At 37.0% G+C, this 20,156-nt stretch carries 14 protein-coding genes and 1 riboswitch; of the genes, 10 read left to right on the top strand and 4 right to left on the bottom strand.

Annotation, left to right across the window (positions count from 1 at the left end; all coding sequences use genetic code 11):
* Positions 1–49 precede the first annotated feature (49 nt).
* The 5 genes from pelA to BN3107_RS14640 all read left to right on the top strand — a co-directional run bounded on the left by pelA (position 50) and on the right by BN3107_RS14640 (position 9,889).
* Complete coding sequence (gene pelA / locus BN3107_RS20025; RefSeq protein WP_077065135.1) at positions 50–5,590, top strand: pectate lyase; 5,541 nt, start codon at positions 50–52, stop codon at positions 5,588–5,590.
* Position 5,591: 1 nt separating this feature from the next.
* Positions 5,592–5,688: riboswitch (guanidine-I (ykkC/yxkD leader) on the top strand.
* A 48-nt stretch (positions 5,689–5,736) separates the two neighbouring features.
* Entirely contained in the window at positions 5,737–6,066 is a 330-nt protein-coding gene (locus BN3107_RS14655) for a DMT family transporter (protein ID WP_058308385.1), read from the top strand.
* Positions 6,067–6,378 carry a DMT family transporter gene (locus BN3107_RS14650; RefSeq protein ID WP_058308384.1) on the top strand — a complete coding sequence of 104 codons (312 nt, stop codon included), beginning with the start codon at positions 6,067–6,069 and terminating at the stop codon, positions 6,376–6,378.
* A 110-nt stretch (positions 6,379–6,488) separates the two neighbouring features.
* The gene (locus tag BN3107_RS14645) at positions 6,489–6,860 is read left to right on the top strand and encodes a hypothetical protein (RefSeq protein ID WP_058308383.1); all 372 of its coding nucleotides are present in this window, start codon (positions 6,489–6,491) and stop codon (positions 6,858–6,860) included.
* A 764-nt stretch (positions 6,861–7,624) separates the two neighbouring features.
* Positions 7,625–9,889: a glycoside hydrolase family 3 C-terminal domain-containing protein gene (locus tag BN3107_RS14640; protein ID WP_058308382.1), complete on the top strand. Its 2,265-nt coding sequence runs from the start codon at positions 7,625–7,627 to the stop codon at positions 9,887–9,889.
* A 559-nt stretch (positions 9,890–10,448) separates the two neighbouring features.
* Here the strand turns inward: BN3107_RS14640 and BN3107_RS14635 are convergent.
* The 4 genes from BN3107_RS14635 to trhA all read right to left on the bottom strand — a co-directional run bounded on the left by BN3107_RS14635 (position 10,449) and on the right by trhA (position 13,615).
* Positions 10,449–10,868, bottom strand: coding sequence for a DUF3995 domain-containing protein (locus tag BN3107_RS14635; RefSeq protein WP_058308381.1), 420 nt, complete (start codon positions 10,866–10,868; stop codon positions 10,449–10,451).
* A complete protein-coding gene (locus BN3107_RS14630; protein WP_058308380.1) occupies positions 10,868–11,443 on the bottom strand; it encodes a TetR/AcrR family transcriptional regulator in 576 nt (191 codons plus the stop codon). The genes BN3107_RS14635 and BN3107_RS14630 overlap by 1 nt, the downstream gene beginning before the upstream one ends.
* A 129-nt stretch (positions 11,444–11,572) precedes the next feature.
* Positions 11,573–12,709 (bottom strand): TIGR04053 family radical SAM/SPASM domain-containing protein, encoded by a 1,137-nt coding sequence (locus BN3107_RS14625; protein WP_058308379.1) that lies wholly within the window; start codon positions 12,707–12,709, stop codon positions 11,573–11,575.
* A 258-nt stretch (positions 12,710–12,967) separates the two neighbouring features.
* Positions 12,968–13,615 carry a PAQR family membrane homeostasis protein TrhA gene (gene trhA, locus BN3107_RS14620; protein WP_058308378.1) on the bottom strand — a complete coding sequence of 216 codons (648 nt, stop codon included), beginning with the start codon at positions 13,613–13,615 and terminating at the stop codon, positions 12,968–12,970.
* A 177-nt stretch (positions 13,616–13,792) separates the two neighbouring features.
* Here trhA and BN3107_RS14615 point away from each other — a divergent pair, with 177 nt between their 5' ends.
* The 5 genes from BN3107_RS14615 to BN3107_RS14595 all read left to right on the top strand — a co-directional run bounded on the left by BN3107_RS14615 (position 13,793) and on the right by BN3107_RS14595 (position 19,536).
* The gene (locus BN3107_RS14615; protein WP_058308377.1) at positions 13,793–15,370 is read left to right on the top strand and encodes a glycoside hydrolase family 43 protein; all 1,578 of its coding nucleotides are present in this window, start codon (positions 13,793–13,795) and stop codon (positions 15,368–15,370) included.
* A gap of 120 nt (positions 15,371–15,490) precedes the next feature.
* On the top strand, positions 15,491–16,141 hold the full coding sequence (locus BN3107_RS14610; protein ID WP_058308376.1) for a ThuA domain-containing protein: 651 nt from the start codon (positions 15,491–15,493) through the stop codon (positions 16,139–16,141).
* 61 nt (positions 16,142–16,202) lie between these two features.
* Positions 16,203–17,309, top strand: coding sequence for a Gfo/Idh/MocA family protein (locus tag BN3107_RS14605; protein WP_058308375.1), 1,107 nt, complete (start codon positions 16,203–16,205; stop codon positions 17,307–17,309).
* Positions 17,310–17,416: 107 nt separating this feature from the next.
* Positions 17,417–18,385, top strand: coding sequence for a sugar phosphate isomerase/epimerase family protein (locus BN3107_RS14600; RefSeq protein ID WP_058308374.1), 969 nt, complete (start codon positions 17,417–17,419; stop codon positions 18,383–18,385).
* Complete coding sequence (locus BN3107_RS14595; protein WP_187371035.1) at positions 18,376–19,536, top strand: Gfo/Idh/MocA family protein; 1,161 nt, start codon at positions 18,376–18,378, stop codon at positions 19,534–19,536. The genes BN3107_RS14600 and BN3107_RS14595 overlap by 10 nt, the downstream gene beginning before the upstream one ends.
* The last annotated feature ends 620 nt before the right edge of the window (positions 19,537–20,156 follow it).

The following is a 20,156-nucleotide window of genomic DNA, read 5'->3' as shown; positions in this document are numbered from 1 at the left end:
AGTTCTATGGCGAAGGATGTCCAATTAAATTCAGGAAGGACGAGAGTATATGAAGCTAAAACGAATCAGTTATTTGTTTATTATTTTTATGCTTACATTGACAACCGTATTTTCATCGATGCCACTTACATTAGTTAAAGCTGATCCTAATTTTAACAACGTTGTTATTTTTGAGGATGACTTTAATGATAATACGACAGGTCAAGCACCAACTGATTTTGATGTTTCAGAAGATGGTGGAACCGTAGCAATTGCGGAAACTCCAGATGCGGAAAATAAAAGTGTATTTTTAGAAGACACAAGTGAAAGTGATGATGTTCAAGTATCAAAGAGTTTTGAGGATTTAACGAACCAGGTCACGATTGAAATGAAGTTTATGCAACCAAGCTATACAAGTTCAACAAAAGTAATGCGTCTTAAAGGTGATGTTACTTCGGTTATTCTTGAGACAAAAGATGGGTTCATCGCATACAGAAACAGCGATGATTCGTATGAAAATCTAGTAGAGGTAGAAGAAGGGCAATGGTATAACATAAAAGCGGAAGTTAATTTAGAAGAAAAAACGGTAAATATTTATATTGATGAAGAACTAAAAATAGAAGGTGCAAACCTTTACGAAGATGCTTCTCAAATTAACTTTTTTGAATCATTTACCCCTGGTAGTAAAGCATTAGGACATTATTTGGATGACATTCGAATTTCACATATGGAGGAAGTGGAAGTAGAAACACCTCCTGTAGGAACTACTGTATTCGAAACAGATTTTAATGAAGAGCTAGTTGATGAAGTACCTTCAAGTGTTACGGTTTCAGAAGGTGGAGGTACTGTAAGGGTAAAAGAAATCCCATCTTCAGAAAATAAAAGTGTTTTCTTAAATGATACAAGTGATGATACAAATGTTATTTTAAGTAAAAATTTTGAAGATGTAGAAGGTGTTGTTACTGCAGAGATGAAGTTTATGCAACCAAGCTATACTAGCTCTACAAAAGTAATGAGAGTTAAAGGGGATGCTACACCTGTAATTATCGAAACAAAAGACAATCATATCACCTATCGAACAGGTGATCATTATCAACCTTTAATAGAATTAGAGGAAGAAAAATGGTATCAAATAAAAGTAGAAATAGATCTAGATCAGCAATATGCCAATGTATATATTGACGATGAGTTAAAGTTAGAGGAAGCAGCATTAAATCAATCAGGAACAAAAGTGAATTTCATCGAGTCTTTTACTCCAAATAGTGGGATGAAAGGTCATTATTTAGATGATATAAAAATAACCGGTCAATTGCCTGAAGACGAACCTACAGATCCGGTGGAACCGCCAACAGAACCTGTCGAGGATGGAACAGGAGTAATTTATGAAGCAGAAAATGCGGAGATAAGTGATGCTATTATTGACAATCAGCATGTTGGATTTACAGGAGATGGTTTTGTTGATTATAAGCCAAATGCCCCTGGTGGATGGATCGAGTGGACATTGGATGTGCCAGCGGATGGAGAGTATACATTAGATTTTCGTTATGCGCATGGAGGTACCGATTTGCGACCTGCTGAAATTCTTGTAAATGGTGAAGTAATAGAGGAAGAATTGCCATTTGATCCTACTGGAGGTTGGGCAACCTGGGAATATACTTCGACAAAAGTAACCTTAACAGAAGGAGAAAATGTCATTCGTGCGACCGGAGTAGGAGCAAGTGGTGGTGCAAATATTGATCATTTAAAGGTATATATCGAATATGATCAAATTTTTGAAGCAGAAGAAGCAGAGCTGGAACCAGAGACGGTCATTATTGATAATAAACATGCTGGCTTTACTGGAACCGGATTTATTGATTATGCCCCTAATGCACCTGGTAGTTGGGTAGAATGGACAGTTAATGTTCCGGTTGAAGGAGTATATTCATTAGATTTTAGATATGGACATGGTGGAACTGATGAACGTCCGGCAGAAATTAAAGTAAATGACGAAGTGGTGGAAGCGGAATTGGAATTTAATCCAACTGGTGATTGGGCAGCATGGCAATATACAACCATGACGGCGGAACTTCAAACAGGAGAGAATAAAATTCGTGCTACTGGAGTTGGACCGAGTGGGGGTGCTAATATTGATCATTTACGTGTCCATAACACCTCTTCTTCCGATGATCAAGGACCGATTGACGTTGAGGAGACAGAAGTAGAAGAGGTAGCAGGTGGTGTCTTACTGAAAAAAATGAAAGAACTTGGCATTGTTGCAGATACTCTGCCAGATGAAGAAGAATCGATTTCGAGACTTGCATTTTTTGCTATGGTCAATCAAGCCTTAGGGGTAGTGCATGAAGAAGAATTTAAAGTATCCAGTAACAATGAAGATATTTGGGAGACTTCTAGTGAAGAATGGTATAGCTATGTTTTAGAAACAACAAATAAATTAGGTTATGCAGATGATCTTGTAGAAAATGGCAATATTTATCCTGAAGAATCAATTACATGGAACGAAGCAATCCAGCTTATGAAAGAAGTGACAGGAGAACAATATGAAAGATCTTCTGAACAAGCCCTGACATGGGGAGAAGCAAAAGAACTAATAACTACTGTAGATAGTGAGCAAGATACAGTAGATATAGCAGGCGTACATGCGATATCCAATAATGTGTTAGTAGTAACACTTAACGGTACTTTCGACGAATTTTCCTATTCGGACTTGGATGTAGTAGTACCTACTCGAAAATTGGAATTATTGTCACCAGACTTTCAAAATTTAAGAATAGACAAAGCAGCTAAAGCAACGAACCGTTTTGGACAGACGGTAATTGTCATGCATAGTCAAGATGAATGGAATGAGTATGCGGAATATCCGTTAGAAACTGAGGAAACAAGGTTTTCAGGAGATCTAGATACAGCGATCGAAGAAGCGGATAACTTGTTGACTTGGCAAATGGAGCATGGCGGGTGGACAAAAAATTGGTCCCATATCTATACGCGTCCATGGGATGGCGAAGAATCGCGTTCTGAATGGGTAGAAGATGGTGAAGAATTAGGTACGATTGATAATGATGCGACTATTTCTGAATTGTTATATATTGCGCAAGTGTACCAGGAGACAAAGGATCCTAAGTACAAAGATAGTGTGGAGAAAGGTTTAGAATTTTTGTTTGACCTTCAATATGATACAGGCGGATTTGCACAAGTATATCCTAGAAGAGGAAATTACTCGGACTATGTGACTTTTAATGATGAAGCAATGATTAATGTGTTAGAACTAATGGAACTTGTAGCAGAGCAACGATATCCATTCAATGATGACTTAATAAGTGAAGCGGATGTTATAAAAACAAAAGCTTCTATAGATCATGCCGTAGATTATATTCTAGAGGCACAAATTGAAGTCGATGGTGAGCTAACTGCTTGGTGTGCTCAGCATGATCCATATACGTATGAACCAAGAGGAGCACGAAGTTATGAACATCCTTCTATCTCAGGACAGGAGTCAGTTGGGATTATACGATATTTGATGACCCAACCACAAACAGAAGAAATTGAACAAGCAGTTTTGGCAGGACTGGAATGGTTGGATGAGGTGAAACTGGAAGGAATCAGATATGTGAGTGGGGATCCAAATAATGAATACTTTGTAGAGGATGAAAATTCTACTGCTTGGTATCGTTTCTACGAAATTGGCACAAACAAACCGATTTTTTCTGGTCGAGATGGTGTGATAAAACACGACATCGTGGAAATAGAAGCAGAAAGACGAAATGGTTACTCATGGGGTGGACATTGGGCAACACAATTACTAGAAATTGCCCAGACAACCGGTAACTATGAAGATCAAGTATTTGTTCGTGTAATTGGAAACAAATCAGCAGACGTGAACGGCAACACATTAACCGAAGATCAAGTGAAAGTGTTAGAAGGGCAGACGAAGCAAATGGAACAAATTGAAAGCCAGATAATTGTAGCTAAAGATGGTTCAGGAGATTATGAGACAGTTCAATCAGCGATAGATGCGGTTCCAGACAATAACAAACATCCGGTCACCATTTTAATAAAAGAAGGTACCTATAAAGAAGTGGTCACTGTACCAACGAATAAACCATTTATTACACTACTTGGTGAAGATGAGACAACAACTGTTATCACGTACGATAATTATGCTGGAAGAGATAATGGTGTTGGTGGAACTTTAGGTACAAGTGGAAGTGCAAGCGTATATTTACGGGCGGATGATCTGAAAATCGAAAATCTCACACTGGAGAATTCCTTCGATGAGTCGATGGATGTTGAAGGTAAACAAGCGGTGGCAGTCTATGCGAGTGGAGATAGGCAATACTTCAAAAATATTCGTTTTATTGGGAATCAGGATACGTTGTATACCCATTCTGGCACTCAATATTATCGTGATGTCTATATTGAAGGGGACGTTGATTTCATTTTTGGTGGTGCAAGTATCGTCATTGAAGATTCGATTATTCACTCATTGGATCGAGGATCAGATTCTAATAATGGGTACATTACAGCGGCTAGCACCTTATTATCAGAGCAATACGGTATGTTGATTAAAGATAGTACATTTACTAGTGATGCTGCTGATGGAACGGTTTATTTGGGAAGACCATGGCCTGCTGGAGGTAATCCAAATGCTAGAGCCAGTGTCGTAATTATGGAAAGTGAACTAGGAGCACATATTAAAGATGAAGGTTGGACCTCTATGAGCGGATTACAACCTGAAGACGCAAGATTATATGAGTATGAGAATGAAGGACCTGGTGCCGTCATTAATGCATCCCGTCGCCAGTTGTCAGATGAAGAAGCAGCGGATTGGACAGTTCAAAATGTATTAAAAGGTTGGGATCCTTATACAATTGATCCAGATGAAGAGGAACCCGAAGAACCTGGAGAGGAACCAGATGATGGTTCAGACGATGAAAATCCAGGCGAGAATCCTGGAGAACCTGGTGAAGAATCTCCAGATCAGGATGAGGGAAAAGACCAAGATGATATTACCGAAGAGGAAGAAGACACTGATAAACCAACATCAGATGAGGACGAACAAGAAGTATCATTTGATGAAAAAGTAGAAGTGTCCGCAAACATGGAGATTAATATCAAAAATTCGAATTCAAAAGTGATTTTACCTGAAGACCTGCCCAAGGGAACTACTTTAATAATAAAAAAGGCAAATCCAGTAAACTTAGATGGATTAATGATAGCTGGAGATGTATACACTTTTCACTTCACATTTCCTCAAGGATACGAAGACTATACGGGTGAATATCAATTAATATTAGGGTATAATGATACTGATTTTAATTCTGAAGATGTTTCTATCTATTATTATAATGAGGAAAAAGATAACTGGGAAAACAAGGGTGGAGAAGTGAGTGATAGTGTTGTCACTACCATGGTGAATCATTTTTCTACTTATGGTGTCTTAGCAGAAAAGCAAGAGAAGCAAGGCACTGATCACCAACAAATAAGCGAAGATAATAAGGTGTTACCTGATACGTCTACAAATATTTTCAACTGGTTGTTATCTAGCGTATTATTGATTTTATTTGGAAGTTTAATTTGGTATACTGTTAATAGACGAAAAAAAATGAATTAAATAAAAAGTTTTCTAGGGTTCCGCAACAGTAAGTTGGTCTGGTCCGAGAGAAAACACACAGTCATACTGTGACACGGAGGGACAAAAGCCTGGGAGAATTTAAATTTCTCTTAGGCTTTTTTTATTTGTAAGGAAGGAGAATGTTCATGTTAAAAGAATGGATCAAAATTATAGTTGCTGCATTTTTTGAGGTTTTATGGGTGATCGGGTTAAAACATGCTGATCAACCATTAGAATGGGTTGGAACGGTAATAGCCATATTTATTAGTTTTTATTTTCTTATTATGGCTGGCGAAAATCTCTCAGTAGGGACGGTTTATGCGGTTTTTGTAGGGCTTGGGACTGCGGGTACAGTCATTTCTGGTGTGTTATTTTTTCAAGAAGACATAAGTATGACTAAATTAGGACTTATTGTACTGCTGTTGATTGGTGTGATTGGTTTGAAGTTATCAGATACCAAGGAGGATTCAGTATAAATGGAATGGTTTGTATTAATTTTAGCCGGGTTATTTGAAATGTTAGCTGTGATGATGATGAATCAATGGCATCATGATAAATCAAAAATATCTATGATTCTGATGATATCTAGCTTTGCTGCAAGTTTTGTCTTTTTATCTATTGCTTTGAAGTCATTACCTATGAGTTTAGCATACGCTATCTGGACAGGTATTGGAGCAGCTGGTGGAGCTTTAATAGGTATAATTATCTATAATGAATCAAAGAATGCTAAAAGATTATTCTTCTTAACCATTATTATTGTATCAGTGATCGGTCTTAAAGCGGTGTGAAAAATCGACATTAAAAGACAAAAAATGATAGTAATATTGAACTAAATATGTTATATTATTTATGCAATAATACCTATATTTAATGATAATTTTGAAAGGAGGAATTTTCTGTGCGATTCAGTGAACTTGTAAAAAGTATTAATCATGCTACTGAAAATTTAGATTTAGTCACAGCTAGAAAGTATATGGAAGAAAATATAGAACTTCTAAAAAGTAAAAAGCATGTCTTAAATCATAATGCTAGAGAGATTTTAGAATTTATGATCAAGCGTCAAGAATCTGGTTATCGAAATTTAGATAAAAGAGAATTAGCGACGCTTAGAGCAGTTAACATGTATGCAGAACAGTTTGATGTTCGAGGAATAAAGATGATTATTAAAGAAAAGCCGAATCTTCTAATGGAGAAAGAAGCGATAGATTATTTAAGTAACGACTCTAAAGTAATATTAGTTGGTATGGGTGTATTAAAAAAAGAAGCTTAAAAGAGGCTGGAAAAAAAAGAGCTTTATAATTAGAAAAATCCAAACGATTGTTTGGATTTTTTTGCGTAGTTGGACAATACTGCGCAATAACTGATGAGTAACTATTAGCCAAAGTAGTAATTTTGAAATAAGTGATGTACTAGACACCCGCTCCGGCTGCCCACTTCCCTTTCCGTGGTTTTTTCCCTTCAGCTAACTTTTCCAAGCAAAGATCGCTCGAAAAAGTGGATCTTCAGGTAAAAAGTTACCACAGGAGTGAAAGTGGGCGGCCTGCGCTAATATATTTTTACTACGTACTGTTACAGATGGCATCTTGATCTTTTACTCCATTCAATGAATTTTTCACATGAGAGAAATGGCATAATGCTACCTCATGCTAGTGTTGTAAAATATCAAATTAGCGTAGGCGTCCGCTTTTACTCCTACGGGATGTTTTTATTCGAAGATCCACTTTGGTAAGCGGCTTTTGCTTACCAAAGTTAGCTGAGGAGAAAAACCCGTGGAAAGGAAAGCGGACAAGCCGTAGCGGTTGTTAAGCACAAACTTTATGTCAAGATTACTACTGAGCAGTATCCTTATATTGCGCAATAATACATTTTTGGTGTTTTAATTTAAAAAAATATTAATGCCCAGACATTTTTGCTAAGATCATTAATTAGTTAGATTAATATCAAAATTATTATAAAAATCTTAATAATATACCATAAAAGATAGAGTGATTCTATTATAATGAAGTAAGCGGTATCAAATAGAGGAGGTATTTTATGCAAGGGTATGTAGATAAAATAAAAGAAATGACATTAGAAGAGAAGGCAGGTTTATGTTCTGGATTGGATTTTTGGCATTTGAAAGGTATTGAAAGGTTGGAGATTCCATCTGTAATGGTAACAGATGGCCCTCATGGCTTGAGAAAACAGGCAGAGGGTGCAGATCATTTGGGGATTTATAATAGCGTACCAGCTACCTGCTTTCCATCAGCAGTCGGACTTGCTAGTACATGGGATAAAGAACTCATCTATCAAGTAGGTGTAGCACTGGGGGAAGAAGCACAAGCTGAAGAGGTTGCCGTGTTGTTAGGACCTGGGGCAAATATTAAACGGTCACCACTTTGTGGGAGAAACTTTGAATATTTTTCAGAAGACCCTTACTTATCTTCAGAAATGGCAGCAAACCATATTAATGGTGTACAAAGTCAAGGTGTAGGAACATCACTCAAACACTTTGCTGCAAATAATCAAGAGCATCGACGTATGTCTACAGATGCTATTATTGATGAGCGTACGTTACGAGAAATATATTTAGCAAGTTTTGAACAAGCAGTTAAAAAAGGTCATCCATGGACTGTCATGTGTGCTTACAATAAGGTAAATGGTGAATATGCAGCTGAAAATCATAAACTTTTAACCGAAGTTCTCAGAGATGAATGGGGATTTGAAGGCTTTGTCGTGTCAGATTGGGGAGCTGTTAATGAGCGTGTTGATGGTTTACAGGCAGGGCTTGAGCTAGAAATGCCTTCAAGTAATGGTGTAAATGATAAGAAAATAATAGAAGCTGTTCAAAACGGTGAATTGAAAGAAGAAACGGTAGATATAGCTGTTGAACGTATCTTGAATATTGTGGATAAAGCGATTTCTAACAAAAAAGAAAATGCAGGTTATGACAAAGATGCTCATCATCAGTTTGCTAGAAAAGTAGCAGCAGAGGGTATGGTTTTATTAAAAAATGAACAAAGTGTTTTACCTTTGGCTAAAGATGCAAATATTGCAGTTATTGGATCTTTTGCTGATAAACCACGTATACAAGGTGGTGGTAGTTCACATATTAATCCGACAAAAGTAGATCGTGTCATAGATGAAATCAAATTGTATAGCTCTACTACAACATTTGAAGAAGGTTATGAGGTAGAAACCGACAAAGTTGATGATCAAAAAGTGATTAAAGCTCAAAAAGCAGCCAAGAATGCAGAAGTTGCTGTTGTTTTTGCCGGATTACCTGATCGTTATGAGTCAGAGGGGTATGATCGAGATCACTTGCAGATTCCTGAAAATCAACGTTTGTTAATTGAAGCAGTCGCTGAAGTACAACCAAATACAGTAGTTGTTTTAAGTAACGGGGCACCTATTGAAATGCCATGGTTGGATAATGTAAAAGGTGTTGTAGAAAGTTACTTAGGTGGACAAGCTTTTGGTGGAGCAGTTGCAGATGTATTATTTGGAAAAGTAAACCCGAGTGGTCGATTAGCAGAAACGTTCCCTGAAAAATTAAGTGATAATCCTTCTTTCTTGAATTTCCCTGGAGAAGGTGACAAAGTTGAATACAAAGAAGGTATTTTTGTCGGTTACCGCTATTATGACACAAAAGATGTCAAGCCTTTATTCCCGTTTGGTTATGGTTTAAGTTATACCACTTTTGACTATAGCGAACTAAAGGTAAGTCAACAAGAAATCAGCGATAACGATAATGTAGAAGTTTCCGTTAAAGTAAAAAATACAGGGAATATTGCAGGTAAAGAAGTTGTGCAGTTATATGTAAATGACCTTGAGAGTACAGTTAATCGTCCTTTAAAAGAATTAAAAGGTTTTGAAAAAATATATTTAGAACCAGGAGAAGAAAAAACAGTTACATTCAGCTTAGATAAACGAGCATTTGCTTACTATAATGTAGAAATTTCTGACTGGCATGTTGAGACAGGAGATTTCAACATCATGGTTGGAACGAGCTCACAAGAGATTTTATTAGAGGAAAAAATTAAGATGATAAGTTCTGTTGAATTACCTTTTACCGTTCATCGCAATACATTGGTTGGTGACCTTTTAAGTAATCCTAAACTAGCTCCGATAGCGAAAGAGTTGTTGTCGAAAAACAATCCTTTTGGTGATATGGAACACTCTGAAGAGGAAGGTGATGCATCTGAAATGATGGAAGCGATGATGCAAAACATGCCACTTCGAGCAATGGTGAACTTTAGCATGGGTGCCTTTACCAATGAAATGCTGGATCAATTAATTGAAAATTTAAATAACGTTTAAATAAAATAAGTGTAAACAAAACGCTCAGAAATTGTCTAGTTTATCGGACAAACAAGGTGAAAAGAACCCCTCTTTTGTCCAATAAACAAATATATCGGACAAAACAAGAGGGGAAGAACCCTCCTTTTGTCCAATAAACAAATATATCGTACAAAACGAGAGGAGAAGAACCCTCCTTTTGTTCAATAAACAAATATATCGGACAAAACAAGAGGAGAAGAACCCTCCTTTTGTCCAATAAACAAATATATCGTACAAAACGAGAGGAGAAGAACCCTCCTTTTGTCCAATAAACAATATATCGTACAAAACGAGAGAAGAAGAACCCTCCTTTTGTCCAATAAACAAATATATCGGACAAAACGAGAGGAGAAGAACCCTCCTTTTGTCCGATAAACGAATATATCGGACAAACCAAGAGGGAAAGTCCCTCCTTTTGTTCAATAAACGAATATATCGGATAAAACAAGAGAAAAAGTACGCTCCTTTGTCCGATAAACAAATATATTGGACAAACCAAGAGGAAAAGAACCTCTCTCTGAGCGTTTTAATTTCATTACTACAACCATGAAATCATAAATATTAGTCCTAGATAAATGCAAAGGGGAGTGTATAATTTTGTATCGAAGTTTGAAAACGTCGTATTTTTTATTTTCTTTGTAATCCCAAAATACTTGAAATCGCCAATTGCTCTAAGTAGGAATATAAAGGTGAAAAGAATACAGGCCCATTGCGTAAAGATGTTAGAGGAAAGAAAAGATACTAAATTATTCTGTGCTAACAATACAAATGTCATAATGAGTAAGCCTAGTGCAACAGTCAACGTTTCAAACCATTTAGGTGTAAACGCGGACCCGCCTGCCGTTTCTTTAGGTATTACAGCTTTGATCCCCCATTTGCCGCCAAACACCCAATAAACATGTAACATGCTTATTAAAACTAAGATAAGTACTGCAAAATAGATCAATATTAGTTCCATTATTCGATGCCCTCCCATACTACTTCAAACTGCTTTTCAAAAAGTGTGATAATACTTTCGTTTTTCTCTTGACTTAAAGACCAATTGATTAAAGTATTAAAATAGATTCCTACGAGTACGGAAGAAATTGTTCCTGAAGCAAAATGAGTATTTAAAATGTTATTTTGCTTCGCTTTTTCAATCACTTCAGTTATTGTTTCTTTAAAAGCATTTATATTTGTTGATTCATCTTTTAATGCAGAACGAATGGTTTCAGAAATGGTGAGTTTAAAAAGGTCCGAATTTTTTAGGTAAACGGATAAAAGTTCCTTGAAGATATTTAAGAGCTGTTGTTTGATTTTTAGATGCTGATATTTTTGAACAATATCTTGTAGAAAATCATTTTGTGAATTGCCTAAATATAGCAATACATGCTCTTTCTTTGGAAAATAATTAAAAAAGGTTCCCTTAGCAATACCACAGGACGATGCGATTTTTTCAACTGTAACATTTTCATAACCATACTCCTTAAATAATTCAATGGATTTAAGAAATATTTGGTTTTTAAGTTCTTTTTTTCTTTCTTCTCTTAACATGGAATTACTCTCCCTTAAATAAAATGACCTCAGTCAATTTATGACTATGGTCATTTTATCACTAAAACCTTATTTTTACAATTATTAATTACTGCCGACTTTTTTCAAGATTTGTGGGATAAGTTTGCACTACCTTTTCTTTTCACGCATCGCTTTTGGTATATACACACAGTAAGGTTCACTTTCTAAATAATCCCCAGTTGCGGCATATGCTCTGGAACGTGAGCCACCACAGATGTGCCGAAATTCACATACTCCACATTTACCTTTATATTGATCTGGATCCCTTAGTTTTTTTAGTATAGGTGATTCACGATAAATTTTTGGTAAGGCTTGTTCTTTCACATTTCCTACTTTTATCGGTAATAGACCACTAGGGTAAACATCACCAATATGAGAAATAAAGATAAATCCATTACCATCATTAACTCCTTTTGGTGCACGTCCTAATCCATCCACTGTCCCTGTTGCGCCTTCCATTAGCACATTTTGAAACGCCATATCATCTTTATCAATTTTTTGTTCACGAGCTTTTTGTTGTAACACGACACGTCTGTAATGTTGAGCGGCTGTCGTTTTTATATCAAAATTGACAGATTTAGAGGTCGTATATAACCAACGGAAAACTTTTTCGTGTTCCGCCGGTGAAATCATATCCTTGTCTTGTCCGCGTCCAACTGGAACTAAGAAAAATACACTCCATAATACCACTTGTAATTTCTCCATTAATTTCTTCATTTCCTCTAAGTAGTCGATATTATAGTTAGAAATAACTGTATTGATTTGCAATGGCATATTTAGTTCATGTAAATATTGAATGGCTTCCATTGTACGATCAAAAGACCCTTTTGTTCCTCTGAAGAAGTCATGTATTTCTTGATTCGGTCCATCAATACTGAAAGCCCACCTGGATAATCCAATTTCTTTTGCCTTTTTCATCACACTTTTAGTTACATTTGGAGTTGCTGATGGTGTCATTGACACTCTTACTCCTTTTTTTATTGCATATTGAACAATCTCCAATAAATCGTCACGTTCTAACGGATCACCTCCAGTAAAAACAAGGAGAGGATTATTCATCGATTGGATTTGATCAATAAGAGTCTTCGCTTCTTTTATATTTAATTCTCTGGGGTCCCGCTTATATTGTGCATCTGCACGACAATGAAGGCATTTTAGTGCACAAGCACGGGTAACTTCCCATATTACGATAAACGGATCTTTATGATAATCTCTTGGTTGAAAAAATGGTGCGTTGCTGATCATATAGTAACCTCCTCTAATAGGGTGGTACCATATATTTTATCGAAAAGTCATTTAGTTTAGTGTGATTTATTGCACAATTATCAGGTCTTTTTTTTACAAATATATTGAAGAGTAGTGATGGGACTATATGTTAAAATACAAAAACCCCCACTTAGTTTTCATTTATTAATGAAAGCTAAGTGGGGATAATTGGACGCTAATCTGCTGATGAATTTCACAGAGTTTGTGTGAGTTTAAAACTATCACTCAATTAACGTCTTACTTTATCGCCAATACATAAATCAAAACACAGAAAAAATGTGCAATGGTCCCAGCTAATACAAATAAATGCCATAATGCATGGTGATACTTGAATCCACGCCATACGTAGAATACTGCCCCTACAGTATAAAGTACGCCACCAATTACAAGAAGCATCACTCCATTAGGGTGTAAATTTTCTACTAGCGGGTTCCAAGTTAATACGATTAACCAACCCATTACAACATAAAGAATGGTTGAGAAAAACAAAAACTTTTTAACGAAGAAAGCTTTAAAGATCGTTCCTCCAATTGCTAAGCCCCATATGATTCCGAAAAGGGTCCAACCTAATGTGCCCTGAATGACCACAAATAAAAACGGTGTATATGTTCCCGCTATAAAGAAATAGATCGAGGAATGATCCAATATTTCAAAAACATTTTTTGCTTTTCCTTTTGGGAGACTATGTAACAGAGTAGAAGAGGTATATAGTAAAACCATGGTCACTCCAAATAAGGTAAAACTTACGATATGCCAAGCTGTTCCATATAAAGAGGAATAGACGATTAATATAACTAATCCTGCTATGCTTAAGGCCATTCCAATACCATGTGTGATAGAATTAGCCACTTCTTCTCTCACAGAAAATTCATGCGTTGAACCCATATATAGACACGTTCCTTCCAAGAATCTTTGTTCTTTCTATATTATCTTCCTTCTATAGCTGAAATGCAAATGATCGAAATTTTTTCTATGAAATGTTGCCAAAATACTTTGTTTTGCGATTGAACTTAGTTATAATGATAGCTAAGTTAGGTTTGAGAAAAGGAGTTGAAATAAAAAATGAAAACGATAACAAATCCGATTTTGCCGGGTTATCATCCAGACCCATCCATCGTTCGAGTGGGAGACGATTATTACATTGCAGTATCTACATTTGAATGGTTTCCAGGTGTGCAAATTTATCATTCAAAAGATTTAAGCAACTGGGAGTTAATAGGTTATCCTTTAACACGTTCTTCTCAACTAAATATGTTAGGGGATGTCAATTCAGGTGGAGTATGGGCACCATGCCTTTCCTATTCTGATGGTTTATTTTATTTGATTTTTACTGATGTGAAAAGCAGACAAGGTGCTTTCAAAGATACCCACAATTATCTAGTGACTGCTCCAAGTATTGAGGGGCCTTGGTCAGATCCGATTTATCTAAATAGTAGCGGTTTTGACCCGTCATTATTTCATGATGAGGATGGTAAGAAATGGCTCGTCAATATGATATGGGACCATCGTAAAGGAACGAATTCATTTGCAGGAATAGCTTTACAAGAATATTCGGTAGAGGAGCAGCGATTAGTTGGACCGATTCAAAATATATTCAAAGGTACCGAATTAGGTTTAACGGAAGCACCACATCTCTATAAACAAAATGGGTATTATTATTTACTAACAGCTGAAGGAGGTACATGGTATACACATGCCGCAACCATGGCCAGGTCTAAATCACTTTTTGGTCCATATGAAGTAGATCCAACGAATCCTATTCTTACCTCAGATAAGTCACAAACAGATCAACTTCAGAAAGCTGGACATGGTTGTTTGGTCGAAACACAAAAAGGTGAATGGTATATGGTACATCTATGTGGACGACCAGTGATAGATGACAAATGTATTTTAGGAAGAGAAACAGCTATCCAAAAATGTTATTGGACGGAAGACGGCTGGATAAGAGTAGTAAACGGACCGAATCCGAGCAATGAAATCGAGGCACCTGATTTACCGGAAGTCCCTAAAACTTTAATAGATAACAAAGATGATTTTGAAGATACTAAACTTCGATTGTATTGGAATTCATTAAGAAGAACGTTTGAAGAAAAATGGTTTTCGTTAACAGATCGTCCGGGGTCTTTACGATTGTATGGAGAAGAATCAATGAGTTCCTTCCATCGACAAAGTATGATAATGAGAAGGTTAGAACATTTTAATGTGGAAGTCGAAACAAAAATGGAATATGATCCAGAGAATTTTCAGCAAATGGCAGGATTAATGATTTATTATGATACAAATGACCATGTTTATTTAAGAGTGACAGAACATGAAGAATTAGGTAAATGTCTCGGCATCATTGAAACAAAATATGGACAATATGATGAACTTTTAGATAAAGATATTGCTTTACCAAATGATCAACCGATTTACTTAAAAGCAGTGATTAAGCGTCATTTACTCCAATTTTATTATGCAAAACAAGAAAATAATTGGATTGAAATCGGTAATGCCATTGATATCGGGCACCTCTCGGATGATGATGCCGACTATATTCGTTTCACGGGTACATTTGTGGGAATGGCTGCTCAAGACTTAAGTGGACAGAAAAAGCATGCAGATTTTAATTATTTTGACTATCGAATCATAGAATCATAAAGTGAGACTGATTGATAACTAAACTTATCAGAAGGTTACCGTCCGTTTACCCCTCACTTAGTTTCTTTGGTATTACGGACGGTTAGCACCGTGATAGATAATAACTAGGAGGTTATAAAAATGAAACAAGCACTTATATTTCAAGGTGGTTGGCAAGGGCATGAGCCAGAGGAAGTAGCAAATATTTTAGGAGGGATTCTAGAAAAAGAAGGGTTTCAAGTCAAGATAACAGATACGTTATCCACCTTACAAGAAGATGATTTAACACAATATGATCTTATCGTTCCGAACTGGACACAAGGAACGATCGAACAGGAACAATTACAACCTTTACTAAAAGCCGTTGAACAAGGGACTGGATTAGCTGGCCTTCATGGTGGAATGGGAGATTCTTTTCGCTTTGAAGTAGATTATCAGTTTATGGTTGGCGGTCAATGGGTTGCACATCCTGGTAATGATGGTGTTTCATACAACGTCCATATCAAAGATCCTGATCATCCGTTAACGAAAGATTTAGAGGATTTCACAGTTGTGTCTGAACAATATTATATGCATGTTGACCCTGCTGTTCATGTCCATGCGACGACAAGATTTCCAGTAGCGGAAGGTGCCTATCAGACAAACGGTGAAGTGGACATGCCCGTAGTCTGGACCAAAAAGTGGGGCAAAGGAAAAGTCTATTACTGTGGATTAGGTCATGTAGCTGAAATTGTTAGAATGCCACAAGTTATGGAATTAATGAAAAATGGCTTAGTTTGGGCAAGTAGATAACGGTTACATTCATACATCAATAGTAAAAAAGATGAAGCACTACGAAAATAGGAGGAGTTCGATGACAGCATTGAATGTGGGTATCATAGGTTGTGGAAATATTAGCAAAATTTATTTAGAGAATGCATCTCAATTTGAAAATTTTGAAATTAAAGCAGTAGCTGATTTAGTTTTAGATCGAGCAATCGAACGTGCGAAAGAATTCGATATCGAAAAAGCTTATACAACTGATCAATTATTAGAAGATCCTGAGATTGATTTAGTAATTAACTTGACTATTCCTGCCGTCCATGCCGAAATTGCAATTAAAGCGCTAGAGAATGGTAAACATGTCTATGGAGAAAAGCCGTTAGCCGTCACCAAAGAAGACGGCAAAAAAATGATCGATGTCGCCAAAGAGAAAGGGTTGTACATTGGTAATGCGCCAGATACTTTCCTTGGTGCAGGTATTCAAACATGTAAAAAGCTGATTGATGATGGAACAATTGGTAAGCCAATCTCGGCAACCGCTGCTATGATGATTCCAGGTCATGAACGCTGGCATCCAGATCCAGCCTTTTATTATCAAACAGGGGGTGGCCCAATGTTTGATATGGGTCCCTATTATATTACAGCATTAATAGCGTTGGTAGGACCTGTTGCAAGGGTAACTGGATCGGCGCAATTAACGTACAAAGAACGAACGATTACAAGTAAAGAGAAATATGGAGAAAAAATAAAAGTAGAAGTACCAACACAGATTAATAGTGTATTAGATTTTGAAAATGGTGCAGTCGCTTCAATGGTGATGAGCTTTGATACTTGGCATCACCAGTTGCCAAATATAGAGATTTATGGAACAGAAGGAACATTATCAGTACCAGATCCAAATACATTTGGCGGTCCGGTATTTGTAAAAAGACATGATGATAAAGAATGGCGTGAGGTAGAGTTGGCCCATGGGTATGCCGAAAATAGTAGAGGACTAGGTGTAGCAGAGATGGTACAAGCGATTCAAACTAATAGCAAATCTCGGGTAGATGGAAGCTTAGGTTTTCATGTATTGGACATTATGCATGGTATTCATGAGGCATCGAATGAGGGGAAACACCAAGTTCTTTCGAGCAGTTGCCCACAACCAGAACCTCTACTTGCAGATTCTATTGAGAGTACATTTCCTTTAAAGTGATAAATAGTTGTAAGAGTGGGAATAAAGGTTAACCCCTTTCAAGTATTAGTGCGATTAAATTCGCACTAATCAAAATATTACAATATAAAAGGATGAGGTGATTCGTCATGAAATTAGGTGTTTTTGCTGTATTGTTTGGTGATAAGTCATTGGAGGAAGCGTTAGATAATGTGCAAGAAGCGGGGCTGGATGCGGTCGAAATAGGAACTGGAGGATATCCAGGGAATACACATTGTGATCCGTCTCAATTGTTGGCAGATGAATCAAAACTACAACAGTTTAAAGAGGCATTTACCAAAAGGAATATCGAAATAAGTGCACTTAGTTGCCACGGCAATCCATTGCATCCAAATCAGGAAATCGCAAAAAAACACCATGAACAATTCGAACAGACGGTTTTATTAGCGGAAAAAATCGGAGTAGATACAGTTGTTACTTTTTCAGGCTGTCCAGGTGAATCCGATTACTCACGATATCCTGTATGGGTAACTGCAGCATGGCCAGATGATCACCCAGAAGTATTGGAATGGCAATGGAAGGAAAAAGTTATTCCATATTGGCAAAGTCAAAATACATTTTTAGAGCAGCATGGGGTTCGTGTAGCGATTGAACCACATCCAGGTTTTGTGGTTTATAATAATGAAACAGCGCTAAAGTTACGCGCGGCATGTGGGGAACAAATTGGCGTTAATTTTGACCCAAGTCATTTATATTGGCAACAAATGGATCCAGTCGTTAGCATTAAGGAGTTAGGAGAGCATAATGCACTTTTCCATTTTCATGCCAAAGACACGGCGATTGATCCACAGAATACAGCTGCTAATGGTGTATTAGATACCAAACCTTATCAAGACGAATTACATCGCTCCTGGATTTTCCGCACGATAGGCTATGGCCATGGTGAAGAAGAATGGCGACGAATTATTAGTGCCCTGCAACTAATTGGATATCAAGGAACAGTAAGTATTGAACACGAAGATAGTTTAATGTCTGTTGAGGAAGGTTTAGAAAAAGCAGTTGACCTTCTCAAAAATGTATTAATCGAAGAAAAAGTGGGTGATATCTGGTGGGCGTAAAACCAAAAGTTAGAGTCGGGATGATTGGATATCAGTTTATGGGAAAAGCGCATAGTCATGCTTATCGTGATTTAGCCTTTTATTTTGATAATCCTTTAGAGATAGAGATGGCAGTAATCTCAGGTCGGAATCTAGAAGCAGTTAAAGAAGCTCAAGAAAAGATGGGATGGCAAAGCTATGAAACAGATTGGCGAAAAGTGATTGAACGAGATGATATAGACGTCATCGACATTGTCACGCCAAATCACACACATGCGGAAATAGCGATTGCAGCTGCTGAAGCCGGCAAACATATTATTACGGAAAAGCCATTAGCTTTGACAGTAGAAGAAGCAGAACGAATGCTCGAAGCTGTTGAGAAAAATGGCGTAAAGCATATGATCTGTCATAACTATCGTTTTGCCCCAGCTGTTCAATTTGCAAAAAAATTAATAGATGATGGTCGGATTGGACGAATTTATCATTGGCGAGCTAACTATCTACAAGACTTTATCATGGATCCAAATTTCCCACTAGTTTGGCGATTGAAAAAAGAAGTTTCCGGTTCAGGTGCTCTTGGTGACATTGGTGCACATAGTCTTGATTTGGCACGTTTTTTAGTTGGTGAATTTAGTGAACTGACAGCAACGATGGAAACTTTTATAAAAGAGCGACCAATCGGGGAAATGACTGGAGGTTTAAGTGCGAAAGGTGATTCAAGTAAGATGGGAGAAGTAACGGTAGATGATGCTGTTACCTTTATGGCTAGATTTAAAAATGGAGCACTTGGTACCTTTGAAGCGACGCGTTTTGCGGGTGGTAATCGTAATAAAAATAAATTTGAGATTAATGGTGAGAAAGGTTCGATTCGCTGGGACATGGAAAATATGAATAATCTTGAAGTTTATTTTCCAAGTGATGAGGAAGGTTTGCAAGGATTTCGTCTAATTAACTGTACAGAAGAAATTCATCCATATGCAGGTGCATATTGGCCACCAGGTCATATTATTGGATATGAACATACGTTTATTCATCTAATTGATGAATTTTTCCGTGGTATTCACGGTAACTATCAACCAAGCCCAAATTTCGTTGATGGTGTTCGAAATCAGAAAGTGCTTGAAGCAGTAGAAAAATCAGCTAAAGAAAGACGCTGGATAGAACTAGATTAATAGCTAAAAAAGAAGTATTCCAGATAAGTAGGAATACTTCTTTTTTTGTAACTAAAAACAGACAAAACATCCCACAAAATGCAGCGTAGGAGGAAGATACTGCGCAATAAATGATGTGTATGTATTAGCCAAAATGGTAATTTTGAAATGTATTGTCCGTTAAACATCCGCTCCGGCTGCCCACTTCCCTTTCCGTGGGGTTTTCCCTTCAGCTAACTTTTTTAAGCAAAGAACGCTAAAAAAAGTGGATCTTCAGGTAAAACGTTCCCACAGGAGTGAAAGTGGGCGGCCTGCGCTAATATATTTGCTCTACAAATATTGTGACAGCTAACATCTTGAGCTGTTAATCCATCATTGAATTTTTTACATGAGAGAAATAGCATAATGCTACCTCATGTTAGCGTTGTAAAATATCAAAATAGCGTAGGCGTCCGCTTCTACTCCTGCGGGATGTTTTTATCCGAAGATCCACTTTGGTAAGCGGTTTTTGTTTACCAAAGTTAGCTGAGGAGAAAAACCCGTGGAAAGGGAAGCGGACAAGCCGCAGCGATTGCTAAGCAGACACATCATGTCAAAATTTCCACATCATTTATTGCGCAGCATTCCTTATTCTGTGCAAT

It is taken from the genome of Gracilibacillus massiliensis (genome assembly GCF_001458115.1).
Taxonomy (GTDB): Bacteria; Bacillota; Bacilli; order Bacillales; family Amphibacillaceae; genus Gracilibacillus; species Gracilibacillus massiliensis.
This window is presented reverse-complemented; position numbering and strand designations above follow the sequence as displayed.

Excerpts from the sequence above, each read along its gene's own strand:
- BN3107_RS14640 (WP_058308382.1), top strand. The coding sequence starts at position 7,625 with ATGCAAGGGTATGTAGATAAAATAAAAGAAATGACATTAGAAGAGAAG.
- BN3107_RS14615 (WP_058308377.1), top strand. The coding sequence starts at position 13,793 with ATGAAAACGATAACAAATCCGATTTTGCCGGGTTATCATCCAGACCCA.
- BN3107_RS14625 (WP_058308379.1), bottom strand. The coding sequence starts at position 12,709 with ATGATCAGCAACGCACCATTTTTTCAACCAAGAGATTATCATAAAGAT.
- trhA (WP_058308378.1), bottom strand. The coding sequence starts at position 13,615 with ATGGGTTCAACGCATGAATTTTCTGTGAGAGAAGAAGTGGCTAATTCT.
- BN3107_RS14600 (WP_058308374.1), top strand. The coding sequence starts at position 17,417 with ATGAAATTAGGTGTTTTTGCTGTATTGTTTGGTGATAAGTCATTGGAG.
- BN3107_RS14655 (WP_058308385.1), top strand. The coding sequence starts at position 5,737 with ATGTTAAAAGAATGGATCAAAATTATAGTTGCTGCATTTTTTGAGGTT.
- BN3107_RS14610 (WP_058308376.1), top strand. The coding sequence starts at position 15,491 with ATGAAACAAGCACTTATATTTCAAGGTGGTTGGCAAGGGCATGAGCCA.
- BN3107_RS14635 (WP_058308381.1), bottom strand. The coding sequence starts at position 10,868 with ATGGAACTAATATTGATCTATTTTGCAGTACTTATCTTAGTTTTAATA.
- BN3107_RS14630 (WP_058308380.1), bottom strand. The coding sequence starts at position 11,443 with ATGTTAAGAGAAGAAAGAAAAAAAGAACTTAAAAACCAAATATTTCTT.
- BN3107_RS14650 (WP_058308384.1), top strand. The coding sequence starts at position 6,067 with ATGGAATGGTTTGTATTAATTTTAGCCGGGTTATTTGAAATGTTAGCT.
- BN3107_RS14605 (WP_058308375.1), top strand. The coding sequence starts at position 16,203 with ATGACAGCATTGAATGTGGGTATCATAGGTTGTGGAAATATTAGCAAA.
- pelA (WP_077065135.1), top strand. The coding sequence starts at position 50 with ATGAAGCTAAAACGAATCAGTTATTTGTTTATTATTTTTATGCTTACA.